Genomic DNA, 21,950 nt, shown 5'->3' on the forward strand with positions numbered 1-21,950 from the left:
GGAAGCCAGGCCGCGCTGAATCGCAGGCCCAACTTAAGCGTAAAGTGGGGTACATGATGCCCTCATCACGTGAAACGAAGTACCAGCAGGTCGCCAGGCTCATCGAAGAGCGCTATATCTGCCCGGCCGATGAGAACATGCCCCTGCCCACAGAACGGCAGCTGCAGGATATCTTCTCCGTCTCACGCGACACCGTCCGCCGGGCCCTACGGGAACTAGCTGAAGCAGGTCTTATCTACCATGTACAGGGGTCAGGTAGTTTTGTTGCTCCGCGCAAACACCTCATGAGGGCCCCGTCCTTACAATCCTTCACCGAAGATATGACCGCCCGCGGCCACCGACCCCACTCCCTCACTCTGTCCTGCCACCTGATTGAAGCGCCCCTGGCAGTACAGAGAGATTTACGCCTGGATGCCGGCGCCAAGGTGATTCAGATTCAGCGGCTCCGGCAGGCGGACGGCTCCCCCATCGCCCTTGAAACCGCCCATTTCCTACCCCAGGCCTTCTCCCATGTGGAGCCAGAAGTGTCCGCCTCACTCGATGCCCAGATGCGGGCGTCCGGCTTTCAGGTAGAGACCGCCTCCGTGCGGTTACTAGCCACCAACCTAACCCAGTCGGAAGCAGCCCAGCTGGGTGTCCCCCTCGGAGCAGCCGCCTTACGCCTTGAAAAAGTCGGCTATACTGTGCGCGGTCTGCCCGTTGAAAGTACCCAGACCCTCTACCGGGGCGACCGCTATGACTTTGAGATAGAGGTCAAGAGGTAGTTCTTTTCCGTGAGTGCATACAAGAATCGCCGAGTGCATACGCTGTGGGTATGCACTCGGCGATTCTCGTGGACACTTAGGCTGAGGCAGCCTGACGCTCAGCGGTCTCCACCACGTTGACCAGTAGCATGGCACGGGTCATGGGGCCAACGCCGCCAGGGTTGGGTGAATACCAGGACGACTTAGCGGTAGCCTCGGGCGAGATATCGCCGGTCAGCTTCTTCTTACCGGTCTCGGGGTCCTCGATGCGGGAGACGCCAACGTCCAGTAGGATAGCGCCGTCCTTGACCTGGTGTTCTTTCACCGCGTGGGCAACGCCGACAGCCGCGACGATAACGTCCGCGTCAGCCAGGGCGGCCGTGACGTCCTCGGTGCCGGTGTGCACTAAGGTGGCGGTGGAGTTAACGTCCTTGCGGGTCAGTAGCAGACCCAGGGGGCGGCCCACGGTAATACCGCGCCCCAGCACAGCAACCTTCTTGCCCTTCCAGGAAATACCGTGACGCTCAACCAGCTCAATGACCCCGTTAGGGGTGCAGGGCAGGGGCGAGTTCAGGGGTTCGCCCACATTGAGGACGAGGCGGCCCAGGTTCATGGGGTGCAGGCCGTCGGCGTCCTTCTCGGGGGCAATCTTCTCAAGAACTCGATTGGTATCAATGTGCTTGGGCAGGGGCAGCTGAACGATGTAGCCGGTGCAGGCAGGGTCGTTGTTCAGCTTTTCGAGCTCAGCTTCAAGCTCTTCCTGGCTGATGGTCTCGGGCAGCTCCACCTTGATGGAAGCAATGCCAACCTCGGCGCAGTCGCGGTGTTTGCCGCCCACATAAGAGCGGGAGGCCGGATCATCGCCCACCAGTACGGTCGCCAGGCCGGGGGTTATCCCCTTCTCTTTGAGGGCAGCGACGCGCTCAGCCAGTTCCTTTTTGATTTGGGCAGCAGTTGCCACCCCGTCAAGAATCTGGGGCATGCTTACCACTCCTCGATACCGGAGTAGAGGGGGAACTTCTCGCACAGGGCGGTCACACGCGCCCGCTGGGCGGAGACATCAACGCCGGGCTTGAGGGTTTCGGCGATGATATCGGCGACCTCGGTGAAGGCCTCAGCATCAAAGCCGCGGGTAGCCAGGGCAGGGGTGCCGATACGCAGACCCGAGGTGACCATGGGCGGACGGGGGTCGTTAGGCACTGCGTTGCGGTTGACGGTGATACCGGCTTCGTGTAGCAGGTCTTCTGCCTCGCGGCCATTGATGTCTGAGTCACGCAGGTCAACCAGGACCAGGTGAACATCAGTACCACCGGAGATGACCTTAACGCCGGCTTCGGCCATATCAGCCTGGTTGAGGCGGTCAGCCAGAATCTGGGCGCCTTCTAGAGTGCGCTTCTGGCGGTCCTTGAACAGGTCGGAGCCAGCAATCTTGAAAGCGGTTGCCTTACCTGCGATAGCGTGCATGAGGGGGCCACCCTGCTGGCCGGGGAAGACAGCCGAGTCAATCTTCTTCTTCAGGTCTTCAACACACATGATGAAGCCGGAGCGAGGCCCGGCCAGGGTCTTGTGGACAGTAGATGACACAACGTGGGCGTGGGGGACGGGGTTGGGGTGCAGGCCAGCTGCGACCAGGCCAGCGAAGTGGGCCATATCAACCCAGAGATAGGCCCCGATCTCGTCGGCAATCTCGCGGAAGGCAGCGAAATCTAGCTGGCGGGTGTAGGCAGACCAGCCGGCAATAATGACCTTGGGCTTCTCAGCCAGGGCCAGCTCACGGACCTCGTCCATGTTCACACGGCCGGTTTCTTCATCCACCCCGTAGGCAACGACTTTGTAGAGCTTACCGGAGACATTGAGCTTCATCCCGTGGGTCAGGTGGCCACCGTGAGCCAGGGACAGGCCCATAATTTTATCACCGGGGGTCAGCAGGGCATGCATGACAGCGTTGTTGGCCTGGGCACCGGAGTGAGGCTGAACGTTGGCGTGGTCAGCACCGAAAAGGGCCTTAGCGCGGTCGATTGCCAGCTGCTCTACCACGTCAACAAATTCGCAGCCGCCGTAGTAACGGCGGCCGGGGTAGCCTTCGGCGTACTTGTTGGTCAAAACAGAACCCTGAGCCTCAAGAACTGCACGGGGGGCGAAGTTCTCGGATGCGATCATTTCGAGGGTGTTCTGCTGGCGTTCCTGCTCGTGCTGGATGGCTTCGGCGACCTCGGGGTCTACCTCAGCCAAGGGCAGGTTGGTGACGTTGGGTGAAAGGTTGGTCATGCCACTTCCTTGAGTATGGTGGATCAGTTTCTTCTGCTGTCTGTACGAGGGGACACAGAAGATCACGTGATGCTTTAACCGAGTAGCGCGTGTGAGCGCACTCTACTTTTAAGTGTATGTGACCTAGCTAGCGAGAGCCCGTTGCCCCGGCAGATTTGAGACAATTTTCAGGTATTTATCCTCCCCGCTTTTAAGCTGCGCGGACGCCGGTGAGCAGCTCACCGGCGTCCGCACAGGAAAAGGGGAGGCTAAGCCTGCCGCAAAATAGTGCGGGCAAAATCGAAGTAGCTTTCGGCATCAAAGTCGCGCACGGTGCTGGCCTGCACCACAAAGCCGGTCAGCACAGACAGGACCGCCGACCCCAGCATCTGCAACCAGGTTTCTAGCTCCGAGGCGGAAAAATCTAGTGCAGTCTCAGCCCAGGCCCGGTAGCTGGCCACCACACACGAGCGCAGCAGGCCCAGTTGTTCGTCCACAACTTCAGCGACCTCAGCTACTGTCACGGCCTCACCCCAGGTAATCGCCAAAAAACGCGTGAGCTGCTCGTCGTCCCGCAGGGTCACTAGACAGCGCTCCACAAACTCCCAGGGCAGCTCATCGCTGCGTGCCTCAAACTGAGAGAGATCTACCCGGGCAGCCGCAGCCATAATCTCGGTTTTCCCCGAGAAGTGGTTATAAATCGCCCCGGCAGATAAGCCCGAGGCCGCAATCACCTCGCTCATCGAGGCCTGCTGATACCCCTTCTGCATAAACACAGCACGGGCAGCCTCAACAAGCTCGGCACGACGGGAACGCATATACTCTTCACTGACTTTCGGCACCCTCCCATTTTAAAGCACAGCGGCCCGCCGCCTGCCCCGGCAAGCCCCGCCACAGGTGCCCTTTCTTGCTACACTAAAGGGCGAACCAGCGGCACTACCCCACCCACCGTAGCCGCCCAGCGAGCGCCCCAGCAGCCGCACCTGTTCACGGGGAACCCCCACTCGCCCACACCACCGCACAGTATTAGGGAAGAGGCACCGTCACATGGCGAATAACGCCAAGTCACGCCGTCAAGAGCGTATTGAAAAGCAGAAGAAGAACAGCCGCAAGTGGATTGCAACCGGCGCTGCAGCCGTGATTTTGCTCTGTGGCGGCGCTATTGCGTACACCAATATCACCGGCGATAAGCAGCCCTCCACCACCAGCGGCCAGACCGTTCCGGCGGCTTGCTCAACCACCCAGGCCGTTACCGTGGCCACCACCGAGCCTATGGCAGCAGCGCTGAAGGCTATGCCCGTGGATGAGGACACCTGCATCACCCTCGACATCACCACCGATAAGACCGCCAGCGATGTACTGGCCGAGTCAACCAGCGGTACTGCAACCACCAACCTCTGGATTCCCGATTCCACCACCCGCGCCGAGCTGGCCATGAGCGAAGCTAACACCGGTCTGACTCCCCTTGCGGAGTCCCTTGCCCAGACCCCCGGCGTCATCGTGTCAGAAGATAACACCAGCTACGGCACCTGGCTCGACGCCCTCAAGGCTGATAACACCGTCAGCATGGGTGACCCCAAGGAAGACTCCGGAGCTTTTGCGGCCCTGCTCGGCGGTATCTCTGAGGCGTCAGCCGGTACCGTCAGCATTGAGGACCTTACCGGCGGCACCGCCCTGCGTGCCCAGAGCATCGGTGTAACCGAGGCTGCCCAGAGCGCCACCGAGCTGCTGACCGATGTGGATAACGGCACCAAGGACGCCGCAATCGTCACCGAGGCTGACTACGCAGCCTATGCCTCAGCCCATTCAGATTCCGGGCTGACCGCAACTGTGCCCGGCGACGGCTCCTTTGCTCTCAACTACCCCCTCTACCAGGCGTCCTCCAGCAATAACACCACTATCGATGAGGCTGCCCAGCAGATTATCGACTTCATGGGTAGCGAGGACGGCAAGCAGGCCCTGGCAGCTGCTGGCTTGCGCGCAGCGGACGGCCAGGACCTAGAGGGCGAGTACAGCGTCGGCAGCATTGCGGCGCTGTCTCCCAGCAACCAAGATATGCTCACCCAGGTCTGGACTTCTTACTCCCTGCAGTCTGCACCGCTGAACGCTCTGGTGGTGCTCGACGCGTCAGGTTCTATGCTGCTGCCGGTAGCTGGTACCGACAAGTCCCGTATGGATATCACCGTTGAGTCTGTGCTGGCAGGTTCCCAGCTTTTCCCGGCCCGCGATTCTATGGGCCTGTGGAAGTTCTCCCGTGACCTCACTCTGCCTGACGGTTCTGTTTCTGACTACCAGGAGCTGGTACCCGTGCGCGGCTTTGAAGAAACTGTAGACGGGAAGACCCAGCGGGTGCTCCTACAGGAGGCTGGCTCGGATATTGCCGCGACCATTGACCCCAACGGCTTCACCGCCCTTTATGACACAACCCTGGCTGCCTTCCGTTCGGCTAAGGAAAACTATGCCTACGGTTCGGTGAACGCTGTGATTGTGCTGACCGACGGTGAAAACCACGACGATAATTCCATTAGCCAGGAAGAACTGATTTCTACCATTCAGGCGGAGCAGGACCCGGCTAACCCGGTCTTCATCATCATGATTGGCGTCTCTGAGGACGCAGATATGAACGCCCTGACCACCATCGCCCAGAGCGTCGGCGGTGAGGCCCATATGGCTTCCTCCCCCACCGACGTGCAGCGCATCTTCGCTGAAGCCCTCACCGGCATCTCGGACGCAGCTACGCAGCAGTAGGGTCCTTTACATAGCACGATAAAAGTCCGCCCCTCCGTACGTGGAGGGGTGGACTTTTATAAGCGTTTTGGTTCCCGAAGAGATAGGGCAGGCTCATAGCGAAGCTGCTGGCTCGGATGAAGTGAGCGGGTGCGTCAGCACGCAAGAGCGAACGGAATCCGCCGCAAGGCGGGGCGTGAGGGTCAGGCTTACGCCTATTGCGCCCGCAGATTTATGTCCTCGCGCGCTCGGAATCTGCTGGGCTCCATCCAGCATGAGCCTGCCCTATCTTCGTCACGAATAAGCTAACCTAATTCGTTTGGAAGGCCTAGTGGAAGAAGTGACGAGCTCCGGTGAAGTACATGGTCACTCCCGCTTCCTTGGCGGCAGCGATGACTTCTTCATCGCGGATGGAGCCGCCGGGCTGTACGACTGCGCGGACGCCGGCGGCCAGGAGCACCTGGAGACCGTCGGCGAAAGGGAAGAAAGCGTCGGAGGCTGCAACGGAACCGCGGGCGCGTTCTATACCTTCTGCGAGGGTGTTGGCACGTTCGACTGAGAGGCGGCAGGAGTCAACGCGGTTGACCTGGCCCATGCCGATGCCGACGGCGGCTCCGTCGTTGGCGAGCAGGATGGCGTTGGACTTGGCGGCGCGTAGGGCCTTCCAGGCAAATTCGAGGTCGGCGATGGTGGATTCGTCGGCGGCGTCACCGGCGACGAGCCGCCAGTTTTCGACCTTGTCACCGTCGGCGTGCAGGCGGTCAGCGTCCTGGAAAAGGGCGCCGCCGGAGACCTGGCGGTATTCGATGGTGTCGCGGGCGAAGCCTTCGGGTAACTGGAGGATGCGCAGGTTCTTTTTGGTCTGCAGGATTTCCAGGGCTTCGGGGGCGTAGGAGGGGGCGATGATGACTTCGGTGAAGATGCCCTTGACGGTTTCTGCCATGGCTGCGGTGACTTCGCGGTTGGCTGCGATGACGCCGCCGTAGGCTGAGAGGGGGTCGCAGGCGTGGGCCTTGGCGTGAGCGTCGGCGATGGGGTCGGCTGCGTCTGCGGCACCAACGGCGATGCCGCAGGGGTTGTTGTGTTTGATGATGGCGACGGCGGGTTCGTCGAAGTCGTAGGCGGCGCGTAGGGCGGCGTCGCCGTCAACGTAGTTGTTGTAGCTCATGGCCTTGCCGCCGAGCAGTTCTGCCTGAGCGATGCCGGGGGTTGCGGCGGGGTCGATGTAGAGGGCGCCTGCCTGGTGGGGGTTTTCGCCGTAGCGCAGGGATTCGGAGCGTTCAAAGGCGAGGCCTGCGAAGGGGGGCCAGTAGTTGGCGTCCTCGTCCTGCTCGAATTGGGCTGCGGTCCAGGTGGCGACGGCGGTGTCGTAGGCGGCGGTGTGGGCGAAGGCGGCGGACGCCAGGCGGCGGCGCTCTGCCAGGTTAAAGCCCCCTGCCTTGGCGGCTTCAACGACCTGGCCGTACTTGGCGGGGTCGACAACGATGGCTACGGCGTCGTGGTTCTTAGCTGCTGCGCGAACCATGGAGGGGCCGCCGATGTCGATTTTTTCGATGATGGCGTCCTGGTCTGCGCCGGAGGCTACGGTCTCAACGAAGGGGTAGAGGTTGACGACGACCAGGTCGAAGGCCTCGATGTCCATGTCTTTGAGGGTGTCGATGTGTTCCTGCTTGCGGCGGTCTGCCAGGATTCCGGCGTGGACGCGGGGGTGCAGAGTCTTGACGCGGCCTTCGAGGCATTCGGGGAAGCCGGTGATGTCGGAGACTTCGGTGACAGGCACGCCGGCTGCGGCGATGGTGGAGGCGGTGGAACCGGTGGAGACGATAGCGACACCGGCTTCATGCAGGCCCTTTGCTAGGTCTTCGAGGCCTGTCTTGTCGTAGACAGAGACGAGGGCACGCTTGAGCGGTACGCGGTCGAGCTGAATGAGACTCACAGATTAACTCCGTTTCTTGTGCTGCCGGGGTTGGCCCGGGTCAGCAGGTGGTTACGTGGGTGTGAGTCGTTTTGATGTGGGCCCCGACCCTAGGCCCAGCCCCGTGGTGCGGGGCTAAACTTGCGGGTTAGGCGGGATTGCCCTTGAGATCTTGGGCCAGACGGGCGATGGTTTCTACCAGGAGCACTCGCTCTTTGACCTTGATGCGCTCGTGCAGGGTTTCTTCGGTGTCGTCATCGAGCACATCGACGGCAGCTTGGGCCAGGATGGGGCCGGTGTCGACGCCGGAGTCGACCAGGTGCACGGTCAGGCCGGTGACCTTGACCCCGTGGGCCAGAGCGTCGCGCACGCCGTGGGCTCCTGGGAAGGAGGGTAGCAGGGCGGGGTGGGTGTTGATGATGCAGTTGGCGAAGCGGTCAACGAGCTGGGCATCGACGATGCGCATGAAGCCAGCAAAGATGATGTAGTCGGCGCCGTAGCTGGCAATTTTTTCTTCGAGAGAGCGGTTCCAGGCTTCGCGGGTATCGTAGTTGCTGGGCTCAACGAGGAAGGTATCGATCCCGGCTGCCTCTGCTCGTTCAAGCCCCAGGCAGGGCTTGTCGGCCCCCACCGCCACGACTGTGACGTCAAGGTCGCCGGCTGCTACGGAGTCAAGGATGGACTGCAAATTTGTGCCCGAGCCGGACACCATCACCACAATGCGCATACAGAAAAGTTTATCGTATGCGAGCGCTAACACACCGCTGAGTTTTTATGCTGAGATGCCGGGGTCTTACGCTGTGCGGGGTGAGCGCTGTGGCGCGGTAAGGTGGTAGGTATGTCTGACTCCGTGCGTCCTTCTGCCCAGCTACCTTCTGACCGTGTGCTTGAGAATATCAAGGTGTGGTCCCGCCTGTCGTTTTTGGCGATGGTTGCTACGGTGGCTAGCACCTCGTACCCGGGCTGGTTTGCCGCGGTAACAGCGGCCCTGGCGGTGCTGACCTTCACTCTTGCCACCGTGACCCTGGTGAAGATGGTGGGAGCTAAGTTTCCAGCTTTTTCGGTGGTGCTCATGGTTATGGTGATGTTGTGGTCACTCTTCTTGGGCTTCGCTGCGCTGGTCCAGCTAATTTTTGTGGACGCCGCGGTTGGCTACGCCGAGTGCCTGCAGCAGGCTGTCACCCTGAGCCGCCAGCAACAGTGCACCTCGCAAATGAGCGACGGCCTGCTGCAGCAGCTCATGGGGCAGTAGCTGGGATTATTCCTTGCCCGTACCTTCTGCCAGCTCTTCAAGGCGTTTTTGGCGGCGGGCACGTAAGGACTTAGGACGCTTCACCACGGGCCGGAAGGGCACAGCGGGTTCTTCAGCTTCAGTCTCGGGTACAGTCTCTGCTTCCGCTTCGCTGGCTGCGGGTTCTTCAGCTTCGTTTTCAGGCGCTACTTCCTCAGCCTCAGGAGCAGCTTCATCGCTCTCAGCAGGCTGAGTCTGCTCGCGGTCAGCCAGAATACGGGCCAGCGCCAGCGCAGCGGCGCCCTTCTCGTTCGAGGCCGCAACCGACCCGCCCTCAGCGGGAGTCTTGCCAGCGGCGTCCTGACTCTCTAGCTCACCCGGTTCTGCGTCTACCTGCTCGGCGGCGTCCGGCTGGGCGGCATCCGACCGATCAGACCCAGCCTTTTCTGCCTTACGCTCGGCACGGGCCGCTGCCTTCTGGGCCTTGGCCTCGGCGCGGGCGGCACGCTTCTGCTCGCGGGTGGGCTTGGCCTGGGCAAATCGCTCCAGTTCACCGGAGGTATCGCGCGCCAGCAGGTGGGCAAGGCCCAGCCCCAGCATGGTGCCGCCCGCCAGCAACACGGCAGAGAAGGCCCCAAAGATAAGGGGGTGCGGGCCGATAGCCGTGAAGCGGCCCAGCCCCAGCGACCCATTGGCAGCCCAGCCCAGCAGGGTGGTCAGCAGGAAGGTCGGCAGCAGGGTCAGGACGGCAAGCCCCAGGGTCGAGAGGGGCCAGGACAGCCAGCGGAAGCGAATCTTGAGGGAAAGCCACTCGTCAAAGTGGTTTTCACCTTCGCGGAAGAACCACCAGCCGCCCAGGGCACCGGCGGCTAGGGGCACGGTAAGGGCCAGGTAGCCCCAGGGCTCGGACGCGTGCGGCAGCGCCCCCAGCACCGGCAGGGAGGGCATGACCCCAACGTTGGTGCCGGTCAGGTCAACGGAGGTGCCGGCGCCCAGGGCAAAGCCCGCACCGGAGCTCCACGCCATGGAGTAGACCACCAGGTTCACGAGCAAACCCAGCTGCAGCAGGGTCAGGGCTAGGCCGCCGACGGCACCAGCGTGCAGGGTCTGATAAAGAGAGACGACGTCGTCCCAGTGCCAGAAGAGGGTGACGACCAGTAACAGGGCGCCACCGGCCACAAAGGCCAGCACGCCCACCAGGGCTGCCCGCAGCAGAGCCCAGACGTAGGAGCCTGCCCAGCGGGAATACTGGCTGAATTTCTTGACCCAGTCGGCCGCATTCACACCAATCATGGCTGCCAGTGAGCGCGATTCAGCATACCCGCCCAAGATGATGCCCAGGGCAGCTACCCAGAGGGGTACCAGAGCCGTGAAGACAGGTGAGGTGGAGAAGAAGTCGTTGGTGGATAGCAGGCTCACCCCGGCACCCACCAGGGCGTAGGCGAGAAGACCGCCGACCAGGGGCTGCCAGAACTGACCCTCGTAGCTAGCGCGGGCCAGGCGGCGGCCGGAGCGATAGCAGAGGGCCAGGGGAATCAGGGTGAGACCCAGAGGCACCAGGCTCATAGTTCCGGTCACCGCTGAGAAGACCCCCTGCTCGGGAATGTTCATGTTCAGGGGCACTCCGTGAACCAGCAACCACAGGTGCCCGGCCGCAGAGACAGCACCGGCTAGGGTACCGCTGCTGCTGAAGCCGTTGGTGTACCAGACCGCCACCAGGAGCAGGACGACGGTGAGGTAAGAGGCCAGCGCCACGAGGGCAAGTTCAACTGAGCCCTGCAGCCACAGGGGCATAGGGAGGGAACGTTTGGGGTGAGCGGTGGTATTCATCGTCTTTCATCATGTCATGTTTCTCTGTTGTGTGCCTGATGACGCTGGCGTGCGAGGTAAGAGTGCGGTGAAGATAACCGGCCCATCTCGCCCCGGCGGTAGAATGGGAGCTATGAGCAGTGAAACTTCGTATGTGATGGTTACCGGCGCTTCAGCAGGTATCGGGGCCGAGTTTGCCCGCCAGTATGCAGCAGCCGGGTACAACCTGGTACTCACTGCCCGGCGGGCCGAGGCTCTAGAAGAACTAGCAGCCCAGCTGCGCAGCAGGTTCGCGGTAGATGTTGAGGTAATCCCTGCCGATTTGCTGGTGGAGCAGGATGTCGCCCGCCTGGTTGAGCGCCTACAGCAGGTTGAGCGCCCCGTGGAGATACTGGTCAATAACGCGGGTTTCGGGCTTGGCAAGAGCTTTGATGCCGCGCCCGTAGAGCGCCACTTAGACCAGGTCGACGTGTTGGCTAGGGTCCCGCTCCAGCTCATGCACACGGCGATTCTTACCATGCTGCCGCGCGGGCGGGGCCGCATTATTAACGTTGCCTCGGTGGCAGCCTTTACCCCCGGCGGCACCTACTCGGCAGTTAAACGTTTCCTGGTGGTGGCCTCAGAATCGGCCCACCTGCAGTATTCGGGCCGGGGTATCCACGTGACGGCCCTATGCCCGGGCCTAACCCGGTCGGAATTCCACGACGCCATGGGCCAGGGCGAGCCCCGCCTACCGGACTTTTTATGGCTGAGCCCCCAGCGGGTCGTTGCCGAAGGTATCGCTGCGGTCACGGCAGGTAAGCCGATCTGTGTGCCGTCCTTACCCTACAAACTAACGGTCGCAGCCGCACGGGTGCTACCCCGCCGGCTGGTGGCAGCCGCAATAGCGAGAACGCGAGATTACTAAAGGTTTTGCAGGCTCACAGCGAAGCTGCTGGGCTCCATCCAGCGTGAGCCTGTGGAACCTATATTGCAGGCTCTAGTCTTCCCAGGGATCCACCGCCGGGACGCCCCAGGACTTATAAATCTCGGCCTTGCTCGAAATAATCTCAAGCTGATGGACGGTGGCGGTGGCAGCCATCAGGCCCTCAAGGGCCGCTGTGGCGAGGGGGGCGGGGCGCTGCCCACCCACCAGGTGAAGATGCTTCTCGGCGTGGCGTCCGGCCCACTCCAGTGATACCTTCGCATCGACTTCTAGCACGTGAGAGTCGAAGCGGTCCATGAGCTCAGCGAGCCAGCGTTCGGTTTCTGGGTAGGGGTAAAGCCCCTTGAGTTCACCAAGGCTGAGTACCGAGATGTACATGGTGCGGTAGGAGCGGCGGCGTAGGCAGTTCACTACCTGCGGGTGCGGGGTGGCCTTGCGAATCTCGGCAAGGACATCGGAATCGAGAAGCAGACCTACCTGGCTCATGCAGCTTTCAGAACACCGTACTCAGTTGCAGGGATACCGCTGGGGTTGGGGGCCAGCAGGAAGTTGAGGAATTCGCTGCGCTCGTTGGAGATGCGGGTGTAGTCCTGGATGCTCATTGCGGTGTAGCCGCCGCGGGCGGGTACAGAGGCAGCAGAGATGTTCTTCTGAACGGTGATGTGAGGACGGTGGGCGTGAGGTCGAGCGTTTGACATGCCGTCGTTGCGCGTAAAGTGCGCATTCCTTTCGAAACTTGCTCTTGCCTGCACCAAACAGCGCCGAAATGCGCGATGCAGACCGCTTCGTCATCCGAGCCACCCGTGAACATGGGGTTGGCGTTCAACCAAAGTCGGAGCTTGACAGTTGAATCTCTTGAAGCTGGTAAAAGCATAACCCGCTCTCAGCGCTTCTGTAAACACCGTTCTCAGAAATTTTTCTTACTGTGATGAACCAGCCCGTGGGCGCTGTGGGTAAGGCGGTGCGATACGCTAGAAGACTAGGTATTTGCTCTGTTGTGAAGGTGCGCCTGTGTCTACTTCTTTCCCTGAAATCCCGGTGACAGCCCCCGCCATTATTCGGCAGGTGGGCTCTCGTGCCTACACGCGGGGGCAGAGGTACATGCGGGAAGGCAACGTCATCCGATACACCTATGATGAGCAGGCCCGGGTGCTGGAAGGGCAGGTGGCTGGCTCTGGTTCTGCCCCCTACACCGCGCGGGTGGCTTTCCCCTCCGAGGTTGCCGCTGGCTCCTACGCTTTTTCCTCGACCTGCTCCTGCCCGGTGGCCCACAACTGTAAGCACGCGGTGGCACTGATGCTGACCGCCATCGACCGCACGGCCAAGGCCAAGCGGGCCATGACGGCATCCTCAAGCACCTGGAAGACCAGGGAGAACCGCCCGGCACCCGGCGCAGACCAGCCCGGTGGCGCTAATGAGAAGGTGCAGGAAATCTTGCAGCTGGCCGACACCATGGGTCTGCAGCGGGCAGCAGATTTGCTGAAGGAGTACAAGAACGGGCAAACCGGTGAGGACGGCCAGCCAGACGCAGGTGCCCGGGTCGGGCAGTCCCTGCCGGCTTGGCAGCGCTCCCTGGCTCATTCTCTTGCTGCCCGCCCCAGCTACGATAGCCGCAACCACCGGGTAACCGGCGCTCTTGATGTGCGCCTGGTAGTTCCCGGTAAGTACGGCTGGACCAAGAATAGTGGGGCTCCTCGTATCTCGTTGGAGGCCCGGCCCCTCATGATGGGGGCCCGCGGCAAGTGGATCAAGGGCGGTTTGAGCTGGGAGAAGTTTTCGGGCTCTGCCGCCGGGTCTGCTGGCACCGGCCTGCTCCCCGAGCACGCCGCCTGGTTCAATGAGTTTTATGCGGTTATTCGCGGGTCCCAGTCCATCTACTCCTCACACCGCGATTGGGCTTCTGTCTCAAATGTGGATTCCTCACTGCTCTGGCAGTTGCTGGAATCTGCCGATGAGGTGGGCTTGACCATCCTCTTGGACGGCAAAGAAACCGGTCTGACTATCGCAAGCGCACCCCAGGTTGAGCTGGCCCTTGAACCGGTCCCTGAGCGGGGGGCGTCCGCCGATGCCCTGCGCCTGACTCCCCTGCTCCGCTGGGGAGCGTACACCCTGCCTGCTAGTTTTACCCATAAGCTGGGCAATAACCGGCAGGGCTTTATCGCCCTGGGTGGGGCGGCCCAGGAGACCTACGTGAAAGCGGCAGCGGCAGCCCGCTGGGACTCCACCCTGCCTTCGGCTCTTGCCCAGGCTGAGGACGTAGCGCCCGCGGACCGCCCCTCCTGGCTCACCGCCGACTCCGAGCTGGTGCTCATTCCTCTAGCTAAGCCGCTGGATGCAGTTGCCGAATCCCTGATATCCGGGGAACAGGTGACCGTGCCGGCCGCCGACGTCCCCGCCTTTTTTGCCGACTACTACCCCGCCCTCACCCGGGCGCTGCCCATCTCAACGAGCAGCGAAGAGCTGGAGCTACCGGCCGTCCGTATGCCCACCCTGGTGCTGAGCATTGCCTTTGACGAGCCGGGCCCGCCCTTCACCGCCCACACCGCCTGGCACTGGGAGTACCCCGTCAACCCCACCGGCGATGACAGCGATTTTCTCAGGCTCGATGCTCTGGGCTACCCCGGCGAAGACCGGGCCGATGTGCGCGATACTGCCCACGAGTACCGGGTGCTCAAAGAGGTCAAGAGAATCCGCCCGGGCATTCCCTTCACCCGCCACTACACCGAGAACTGGGGCACCCGCACCCTGTTGGAAACCTACCTGCCCGACTACGAGCAAATTGAGGGTGTACGCGTTGATGTGACCGGGCCCCGCCCCGAATTCCGCGAGCTCGATGAAGCCCCCGAAATCATCGTGACGGTGGATGACACCCGCCACCGCGACTGGTTCGGTTTGGGCGTTGCTATCAAGGCCGGGGACTGGCATGTGGCCTTCTCCGATGTTGTTGCCGCCCTGGCTAAGGGCCAAACCCACCTGCTGCTCGGTAATGGCCAGTACTTTGCGCTCGACCGGCCCGAGTTTATGAAATTACAAGAGCTGCTGCGCGAAGCTGCTCAGCTCACCGACAAGACCGGCCCGCTCAAAATCAACCGCCATCAGGTAGGCCTCTGGGAAGAACTCGAAGAGTTAGCCGCCGAAACCCAGACCGTGGCCGCCTGGGATGAGCAGGTTTCAGCCCTGCTCAACCTCGATGACCACTCCCCCGCCGATGTACCCACTACCCTGCAGGCAACCCTGCGCCCCTACCAGGTAGAGGGCTACCAGTGGCTGGCCTTCCTCTGGGAACACGGTCTGGGCGGGGTGCTGGCTGATGACATGGGCCTGGGCAAAACCCTACAAACCATCGCCCTCTTCCTGCACGCCCAGCAAAAAAAGCAGGACACCGCCCACCAGCCTGGCACACCAGAAGGCGGGGCGGACGCGTCCGCCCCCTTCCTGGTGGTCGCCCCCACCTCGGTAGTGCCCAACTGGGTGCGGGAAATCAAGCGTTTTGCCCCCTCCCTCACGGTGGTGGGGGTAGAAGAATCGGTGCGAAAGTCGAAACGGCGACTGGCCGACACCGTCGCCGGAGCCGATGTTATGGTGACCAGCTACGCCCTCTTCCGGCTCGATGAAGAACACTACTTTGAGCTGGGCACCCAGCAGCCCTTTGAGGGGCTGGTGCTCGATGAGGCCCAGTTCGTTAAAAACGCCAAAACCAAGGCCCACCAGGCCGCCCGCGACCTGCCAGCCCGCGTCAAGATTGCGGTCACCGGCACCCCCATGGAAAACAACCTCATGGAATTATGGTCCATGTTCTCAATCGCTGCCCCGGGGCTCTTCCCCTCGGCCCGCGCCTTTAAGGACGTCTACGCCACCCCCATCGAATCAGGGGAAGAGACCAAGGCCCTGGGCAGGCTGCGCCGCCGCATCCGTCCGCTCATGAAGCGCCGCACCAAAGAACTGGTGGCCGCTGATCTGCCCGAGAAGACCGATATGCGCATCGACGTACCCCTGGCCCCAGCTCATCGCAAGGCCTACGACACCCACCTGCAGCGCGAGCGCCAAAAGATCCTGGGTCTGTTGGAGGATATCGACAAGAACCGTTTCACCATCTTCCAGTCCCTCACCACCCTGCGTCGTCTGGCGCTCGATGCTACCCTGATTGATGCCGAGCGCTACGCCGGGGTGGAGTCGTCAAAGCTGGACTACCTGGAGCAGAACCTGCCCGAAATTATCCACGACGGCCACCGGGCCCTGATTTTCAGCCAGTTCACCGGCTACCTCAAGAAGGTCGCGGGCAGGCTCTCTGAGATGAGCATTCCCTATCTCTACCTGGACGGCTCCACCCGCAACCGCGGGGAGCTGCTCGAAGAGTTCGAGTCAGGTACCGCTCCCGTCTTCCTGATCTCCCTTAAGGCAGGCGGCTTCGGTCTGAACCTGACTAGCGCCGACTACTGCTTCATCATGGACCCTTGGTGGAACCCGGCTGCCGAACAGCAGGCTGTTGACCGTGTGCACCGCATCGGGCAAACCAAGAACGTGATGGTCTACCGCCTGGTCTCAGCGGGCACCATCGAAGAGAAAGTCATGGAACTCAAAGAATCCAAGGCAGCCCTCTTCGACGCGGTGGTCGACGAGGGGGCCTTCTTTGCCTCCCAGCTCACCGCTGCCCAGATCCGTGACCTGCTGGCTGCCCCAGAAGCGGACGCCGGGCAGGGCGCCGCCCCAGAGAAGACAGGAGAGTAACCGTGGGCAAGATTCTCATGGACTTCACCCCACTCACCTACTCCCCCGATTTCAGACGCATCTGGCTCGGCGGGCTCTTCTCAACCATCGGCTTTGCCATCACCAGCGTGGCAATCGCCCTCGAAATTTACGCGCTCACAGGCTCTGCCGGGGCCGTGGGCCTGGTGGGTCTAGTATCGGTAGTTCCCCTGGTCATTGGCGGGCTCTATGGTGGCGTGATCGCCGACCGCTACGACCGGCGCAAGGTCGCCTTAGCTGCCACTCTCAGCATGTGGGGTGTCACCGTACTCATCGCCCTACATGCCTGGCTCAACATCCACAGTGTAGCGGTACTCTACGCCCTCATTGCCGCAGAATCCCTGCTCCAGCCCATCAACCAGTCCGCCCGCGGGGCCATTATCCCCCGCCTCATCAAGCCGCGCCTGCTCCCGGCAGCCAACACTCTCATGATGTCGGTCGGGACCCTGGGCATGAGCGCAGGCCCGCTCTTGGGTGGACTTTTGGTGGCCTCAGTGGGCTACCAGCTCACCTACTCCATCAACGTCTTTGCCATGACCGTTGGCATCTGGGCCCTCTACCGGCTCCCAGCCATGCTCCCGGAGCAGAGCGGGGCGGCGCGTCCGTCCATTCTCACCTCGATTCGTGAGGGGCTAGGCTTTGTGCGCCGCAATACGGTAGTGGGTATGACCTTCGTGGTGGATCTTCTCGGCATGTTCTTCGCCCAGGCCCGCCCCCTCATTCCAGCCCTTGCCGCCCTGACCTTCGGCGGCGGTGAGGCCGGTGCTGGGCTGCTACTAGCCGCTGGACCGGTGGGTGCGCTCCTGGGAGTCTCTTTCTCTGGCTTCCTCAAGGACGTCCGCCGCCAGGGGCGCTTCCTCACCCTCAGCTATACCGGGTGGGGGCTAGGCTTTATCGCCTTCGGGCTCATTGCCTGGGCTTATGAAGGACGGGTTCCCAGTGCTTCTATCACCGAAAACCTGCTGCCGCTCAGTCTGGCTTTTGTTGCCCTGGGTTTCATGGGCTGGGCAGACGCCCTGGGGTCGGTCTACCGCTCCACCATTATTCAGGTAGCCACTCCCGACGCCCTGCGCGGACGCCTACAGGGGCTCTTCATCATCACGGTTGCGGGCGGCCCCAACCTGGGCATGGCCTTCGTGGGCGGTGCCGCCGAGCTGGTTGGCTCCCCCTTAGCTGCGGTTATCGGCGGAACCCTGGTCATGGTCACCATCGCCCTAGTGACGCTGGCGGCACCTGCCCTCTGGCGCTATGTGCCCGAGCCCATTCCAGAGACGCGGCAGCAGCCTATCGTTGACTCCTAGAAGTCACACCAGTCAGGGGCTCCGCAGGGTCACGCTCGCTGCAGACCCTGCTCTGCCCCTTGGGTAGCCCTTACTAGAAGTCGATATCTGCCGGGTCGGGGCCGATACGGCCTTCGGCTGATGAGAGCGCGTCAATCTTTGAAACCTCATCGCCGGTCAGGGCCACCTTGAGGGACTCGAAGTTAGAGACGATACGCTCGGGGGTTACCGACTTGGGGATGGCAACGACGCCGTGGGCCCGGTGCCAGGCCAGCACAACCTGGGCGGGGGTAGCGTCATGAGCCTTGGCGATCTCGCCAATCACGGGGTTATCCAGAAGGTCGGAGCGGTTGCCCAGGGGACTCCACGCTTCGGTGACGATACCCAGTTCTGCGTGGACCTCGCGCAGGTTCTCCTGGGCGAAGTAGGGGTGTAGCTCAATCTGGTGGATAGCGGGCACAACGCCAGTTTCTGCGACGATTTCGCGCAGCTGCTCTTCGGGGAAGTTAGAGACGCCAATGGACTTGGCCTTACCCTGTTTCTGTAGCTCGATGAGAGCCTTCCAAGTATCGACGTAGAGGCCCTGGGCGGGCTTAGCCCAGTGAATCAGCAGCAGGTCAACGTAGTCGGTGCCCAGGCGTTCCAGGGAGGCTTCGGTAGCAGCCAGAGCCTGCTCATAGCCCTGGTCATCGTTCCAGACCTTAGTGGTGAGGAATACGTCCTCGCGGGCTACACCGGAGGCAGCAATGGCCTTACCGGTGCCCTCTTCATTGCCGTAGATCTTGGCGGTATCGATGTGGCGGTAGCCAGCCTCCAGAGCCAGGCCCACGACCTTTTCGGCGGTATCGTTTTCCACCTGCCAGACCCCGTAGCCCAGCTGGGGAATGCTATTGCCGTCGTTGAAGGTAAGGCGGGGTGACTCAGTCATATCTTGTCCTTTCGCGTATGCACGGTCACACCCCACTCTAGTCCTCCTTGCCCTTAGCCCCTAGCCTGTTCGGTAGGGGTGAACGTAGGCCGGTCACTATATTCGGGTGCGCCCAGGTCCCCTTCGGCGGGGTCGCCGCCAAGTCGGTGGCCACGGTCAAGGGCTTCGATAGCGACGACCTCATCCGGTGTCAGTTCCAGCCCCTGTACCGCCAGGTTAGAGGCCATACGAGCCGGAGTCTCGGTCTTAGGAATCACGACGTTGCCCACAGCCAGATGCCAGGCCAGCACCAGCTCAGCCACCCCAATACCGCGGCGCCCTGCCAGCTCTTCCAGGGTGGGGTCGGTAAGCACCAGCCTGTTGCCCAACGGGCTCCAGGCTTCGGTCAGGACGCCGCGGGCCGAGTTCTCTGCCCGCATGCGGGTTTGAGTCAGGTAGGGGTGCAGTTCAATCTGGTTGACCGCCGGGGTGACGCCGGTATCGCTGATAATCTGGTCCAGCTGGGTGTCGGTGAAGTTGGAGACGCCGATGGAGCGTACCAACCCGCGCTCGCGCAGCTCGACCAGGGCTTCCCAGGAGGCCCGGTAGCGACCAAGACCGGGCTGGGCCCAGTGGATGAGGTAGAGGTCGAGGTAGTCCAGGCCCAGCAGTTCCAGGGAGCGTTCGGCCGCTTCGATGGCGGTGTCGTAGCCCTGGTCGGTGTTCCAGAGCTTGGTGGTAATGAAGAGGTCGGCACGGGGTAGGCCGGATTCGGCCACAGCCTGCCCCACTCCCGCTTCATTCTTGTAGATGGTGGCGGTATCGATGTGACGGTAGCCGGTTTCGAGGGCGGTTGCTACTGCTGCGGCGGTAGCCTCGGGGGCAATCCGGCAGGTTCCAAAACCCAGCTGGGGTATGGGGCGGCCATCGTTCATAGTGAGAGAGTTCATGGTGGAATCCTTATCTAGCGGCGCCGGCGTCCATTTGTCTTACGCCCGCGAGGTTCTGGCTCTTCGAGAAGTAGGGAGAGGGAGATACGCTTGCGGGCGGGGTCGGCTTCGACCACTCGGACTTGCACAATGTCGCCGGATTTGACGATGGTGTGGGGGTCAGAGACGAACTCGCGGCTCATCTGCGAGACGTGTACCAGGCCGTCCTGGTGCACACCGATGTCGACGAAGGCACCAAAGGCGGCGACGTTGGAGACGGTTCCCTCCAGGATCATGCCAGGAACAAGATCTGCGATAGTTTCAATACCTTCTTCGAACCGGGCGGTGCGGAAGATGGGGCGGGGGTCGCGGCCAGGTGCAGAAAGTTCGGTGATAATGTCGGTAACGGTGGGCAGACCAACAGTTCCGCTGGTGAAGTCGCTCGGGTTGAGGGCAGCTAGGCTTTCTGCGCTGACCTTGCCCTGGGTGAAGCCACCGGCAGCTGCCACAATGCGGCGAGCCAGGTCGTAGGATTCGGGGTGCACGCCGGAGGCGTCCAGCGGCTCGGAGCCGCCGGTGATACGGACGAAGCCGGCAGCCTGTTCAAAAGCCTTGGGCCCAAGACGGGGCACCTTGAGCAGGTCGGTACGACGGGTGAAGGGGCCGTGCTCGGTGCGGTAGGCAACGATGTTATCAGCGATGGTCTTGTTGAAGCCCGCCACCCGGGCAAGCAGGGCAGGTGAGGCGGAGTTCACGAGTACACCCACAGCGTTGACGGAGTCTTCGACCACGCCATCGAGAGCCCGGGTGAGGGCTGCCGGTGAGACGTCGTGCTGGTACTGGCCGACGCCGATGGATTGGGGTTCGATTTTGACCAGTTCAGCCAGGGGATCTTGCAGGCGGCGGGCAATCGAAACTGCCCCGCGCAGGGAGACGTCCATGCCGGGTAGTTCGCGGCTGGCCAGTTCTGAGGCGGAATAGACGGAGGCTCCGGCTTCGGAGACCACCACTTTTTCGAGGCCTCGTAAACCCTGAGCTGCGCACTCTTTGATCAGGTCGCTAGCCAGTTTGTCGGTTTCACGGCTGGCGGTTCCGTTGCCGATAGCAACCAGTTCTACACCGTGGGTGCGCACCAGCTGGGTGAGGGCGTCCAGGGAGGCCTGCCACTGGTTGCGGGGGGCATGGGGGTAGATGACGTCGGTGGCCAGTACCTGGCCGGTCTGCCCGATGACAGCGACCTTGACGCCCGTGCGCAGCCCGGGGTCGAGCCCCAGGGTAGTGCGCGAGCCAGCGGGTGCTGCCAACAACACATCGCGCAGGTTCGAGGCGAAGACGATGATGGCGTCCTTTTCCGCCTGCTCAAAGAGGGAGGTTCTGGCTTCTGCAGCTAGATGGGGCAGCAGACGCTGACGCCAAGCCGTCCGCACGGTCTTGGCCAGCCAGCCAACCACCATGGTTTCGTCGGAGACCATGTTGAGCACCTGGGCACCGATGCCGAGGGCTTCGGCCACGGTGCGCTCATACCAGCTGCGTTCCCGGTCGTATTCTTCGGCCAGAATTTCGGCAGCTTCACGGGCAGCCCCCTTGAGGGAGGACTTAGCCGGGGGCAGCACGTCCACATCGAAACTGACCTTAACGGCCCCTTCTTTTTCGGCACGGAGCAGGGCTAGCACCCGGTGGGAGGGAATGCGGCGGATTTCTTCGTTGAACTCAAAGTAGTCGCTGAACTTTGCCCCGGCCTCCTGCTGGCCGGGAATAAGGCGGGAGGTGACGACGCCGCGGCGCATAAAGCGCTGGCGGAGGGCTTCGACCAGAGCGGCGTCGGTCATGGCCTGCTCAATCAAGATGGCACGGGCTCCGTCGAGGGCATTGTCGACCGAGGCCACGGTAGCCTCAACGGTTCCGGGTTCGGCATCGGCCAGTTCAGGTTCAACGTAGGCTTCAGCGATATCGGCGGTGGGGGCGAAGGGAACTTCAAGCAGGTCTTCGACCAGGGACTCCAGCCCGGCCTCACGGGCAAGAAAGGCCAGGGCCTTGCGCTTAGTTTTGTGGGGGGCGTAGAGCGCTTCGAGCTCGCTCTTAGTCGGGGCGGACGCCAGCGCGGCAGCCAGCTCGTCGGTGAGCAGGGCGCGTTCGTGGAGAATCTGCATAATGGCTGCCCGGCGCTCCTCGAGTTCCCGCAGGTAGCGCAGGCGTTCAGCCAGGGTACGCAGTTGGGCGTCGTCCAGCCCGCCGGTGGCTTCCTTACGGTAGCGGGCGATGAAGGGCACGGTGGCCCCGTCATCGAGCAGGGCTACAGCTGAGCACACCTGGTCGGCCCGGGCGCCGAGTTCTACAGCGATACGTTCCTCGATAGGAGGAAGAGGGGTGGGGGAGTCTGCTAGCGCGCCTGCATGTGTCATAGTTTCTAGTTTCTCATACCGGTTTTATGACCGGGTTCAGTAAGAGGTATGGGTTCAAAGGGTGTTCTAGTCACCTGATTCATATGAGA

General features: G+C 62.1%; 17 protein-coding genes and 1 riboswitch. Of the genes, 6 read left to right on the forward strand and 11 right to left on the reverse strand.

Annotated elements, in window-relative coordinates:
* Positions 1-53: 53 nt before the first annotated feature.
* A complete protein-coding gene (locus tag QM007_RS09250) occupies positions 54-764 on the forward strand; it encodes a GntR family transcriptional regulator (protein WP_283489694.1) in 711 nt (236 codons plus the stop codon).
* Positions 765-840: 76 nt separating this feature from the next.
* On the opposite strand, the gene QM007_RS09255 is transcribed toward QM007_RS09250, so the two are convergent.
* The 3 genes from QM007_RS09255 to QM007_RS09265 form a co-directional block, all read right to left on the reverse strand.
* Complete coding sequence (locus QM007_RS09255; RefSeq protein ID WP_283489695.1) at positions 841-1,725, reverse strand: bifunctional methylenetetrahydrofolate dehydrogenase/methenyltetrahydrofolate cyclohydrolase; 885 nt, start codon at positions 1,723-1,725, stop codon at positions 841-843.
* Positions 1,726-1,727: 2 nt separating this feature from the next.
* Positions 1,728-3,011 carry a serine hydroxymethyltransferase gene (gene glyA / locus QM007_RS09260; protein ID WP_283489696.1) on the reverse strand — a complete coding sequence of 428 codons (1,284 nt, stop codon included), beginning with the start codon at positions 3,009-3,011 and terminating at the stop codon, positions 1,728-1,730.
* A 248-nt stretch (positions 3,012-3,259) separates the two neighbouring features.
* A complete protein-coding gene (locus tag QM007_RS09265) occupies positions 3,260-3,808 on the reverse strand; it encodes a TetR/AcrR family transcriptional regulator (protein WP_283489697.1) in 549 nt (182 codons plus the stop codon).
* Between the two features lie 229 nt (positions 3,809-4,037).
* On the opposite strand from QM007_RS09265, the gene QM007_RS09270 reads away from it, so the two are divergent.
* Positions 4,038-5,738, forward strand: coding sequence for a substrate-binding domain-containing protein (locus QM007_RS09270; RefSeq protein ID WP_283489698.1), 1,701 nt, complete (start codon positions 4,038-4,040; stop codon positions 5,736-5,738).
* Between the two features lie 307 nt (positions 5,739-6,045).
* Here the strand turns inward: QM007_RS09270 and purH are convergent, their stop codons facing one another.
* A complete protein-coding gene (purH, locus tag QM007_RS09275; RefSeq protein WP_283489699.1) occupies positions 6,046-7,653 on the reverse strand; it encodes a bifunctional phosphoribosylaminoimidazolecarboxamide formyltransferase/IMP cyclohydrolase in 1,608 nt (535 codons plus the stop codon).
* 127 nt (positions 7,654-7,780) lie between these two features.
* Positions 7,781-8,359, reverse strand: a complete 579-nt coding sequence (purN, locus tag QM007_RS09280) for a phosphoribosylglycinamide formyltransferase (RefSeq protein ID WP_283489700.1) — start codon at positions 8,357-8,359, stop codon at positions 7,781-7,783.
* Between the two features lie 111 nt (positions 8,360-8,470).
* Here purN and QM007_RS09285 point away from each other — a divergent pair, with 111 nt between their 5' ends.
* Positions 8,471-8,884, forward strand: a complete 414-nt coding sequence (locus QM007_RS09285; protein WP_283489701.1) for a hypothetical protein — start codon at positions 8,471-8,473, stop codon at positions 8,882-8,884.
* Positions 8,885-8,890: 6 nt separating this feature from the next.
* Here QM007_RS09285 and QM007_RS09290 read toward each other — a convergent pair whose 3' ends face one another.
* Entirely contained in the window at positions 8,891-10,693 is a 1,803-nt protein-coding gene (locus tag QM007_RS09290; RefSeq protein WP_283489702.1) for a cell division protein PerM, read from the reverse strand.
* A 112-nt stretch (positions 10,694-10,805) separates the two neighbouring features.
* On the opposite strand from QM007_RS09290, the gene QM007_RS09295 reads away from it, so the two are divergent.
* Positions 10,806-11,579: an SDR family NAD(P)-dependent oxidoreductase gene (locus tag QM007_RS09295; protein WP_283489703.1), complete on the forward strand. Its 774-nt coding sequence runs from the start codon at positions 10,806-10,808 to the stop codon at positions 11,577-11,579.
* A gap of 72 nt (positions 11,580-11,651) precedes the next feature.
* Here QM007_RS09295 and QM007_RS09300 read toward each other — a convergent pair whose 3' ends face one another.
* Complete coding sequence (locus QM007_RS09300) at positions 11,652-12,083, reverse strand: PIN domain-containing protein (protein ID WP_237207544.1); 432 nt, start codon at positions 12,081-12,083, stop codon at positions 11,652-11,654.
* Positions 12,080-12,295, reverse strand: coding sequence for a nuclease PIN (locus tag QM007_RS09305; protein ID WP_083091505.1), 216 nt, complete (start codon positions 12,293-12,295; stop codon positions 12,080-12,082). The genes QM007_RS09300 and QM007_RS09305 overlap by 4 nt, the downstream gene beginning before the upstream one ends.
* Before the next feature lie 35 nt (positions 12,296-12,330).
* Positions 12,331-12,458, reverse strand: a riboswitch (SAM riboswitch).
* Between the two features lie 150 nt (positions 12,459-12,608).
* On the opposite strand from QM007_RS09305, the gene QM007_RS09310 reads away from it, so the two are divergent.
* A complete protein-coding gene (locus QM007_RS09310; protein ID WP_283489704.1) occupies positions 12,609-16,325 on the forward strand; it encodes a DEAD/DEAH box helicase in 3,717 nt (1,238 codons plus the stop codon).
* Positions 16,326-16,327: 2 nt separating this feature from the next.
* The gene (locus QM007_RS09315; RefSeq protein ID WP_283489705.1) at positions 16,328-17,644 is read left to right on the forward strand and encodes an MFS transporter; all 1,317 of its coding nucleotides are present in this window, start codon (positions 16,328-16,330) and stop codon (positions 17,642-17,644) included.
* 73 nt (positions 17,645-17,717) lie between these two features.
* On the opposite strand, the gene QM007_RS09320 is transcribed toward QM007_RS09315, so the two are convergent.
* The 3 genes from QM007_RS09320 to QM007_RS09330 are packed head-to-tail and all read right to left on the reverse strand — an operon-like array spanning position 17,718 to position 21,861.
* A complete protein-coding gene (locus QM007_RS09320; protein ID WP_283489706.1) occupies positions 17,718-18,551 on the reverse strand; it encodes an aldo/keto reductase in 834 nt (277 codons plus the stop codon).
* 53 nt (positions 18,552-18,604) lie between these two features.
* Positions 18,605-19,480: an aldo/keto reductase gene (locus QM007_RS09325; protein ID WP_283489707.1), complete on the reverse strand. Its 876-nt coding sequence runs from the start codon at positions 19,478-19,480 to the stop codon at positions 18,605-18,607.
* Positions 19,481-19,494: 14 nt separating this feature from the next.
* Complete coding sequence (locus tag QM007_RS09330) at positions 19,495-21,861, reverse strand: Tex family protein (RefSeq protein ID WP_283489708.1); 2,367 nt, start codon at positions 21,859-21,861, stop codon at positions 19,495-19,497.
* Between the last annotated feature and the right edge of the window lie 89 nt (positions 21,862-21,950).

Origin of the sequence: Rothia sp. SD9660Na, from assembly GCF_030064065.1 — a bacterium.
GTDB lineage: Bacteria > Actinomycetota > Actinomycetes > Actinomycetales > Micrococcaceae > Rothia.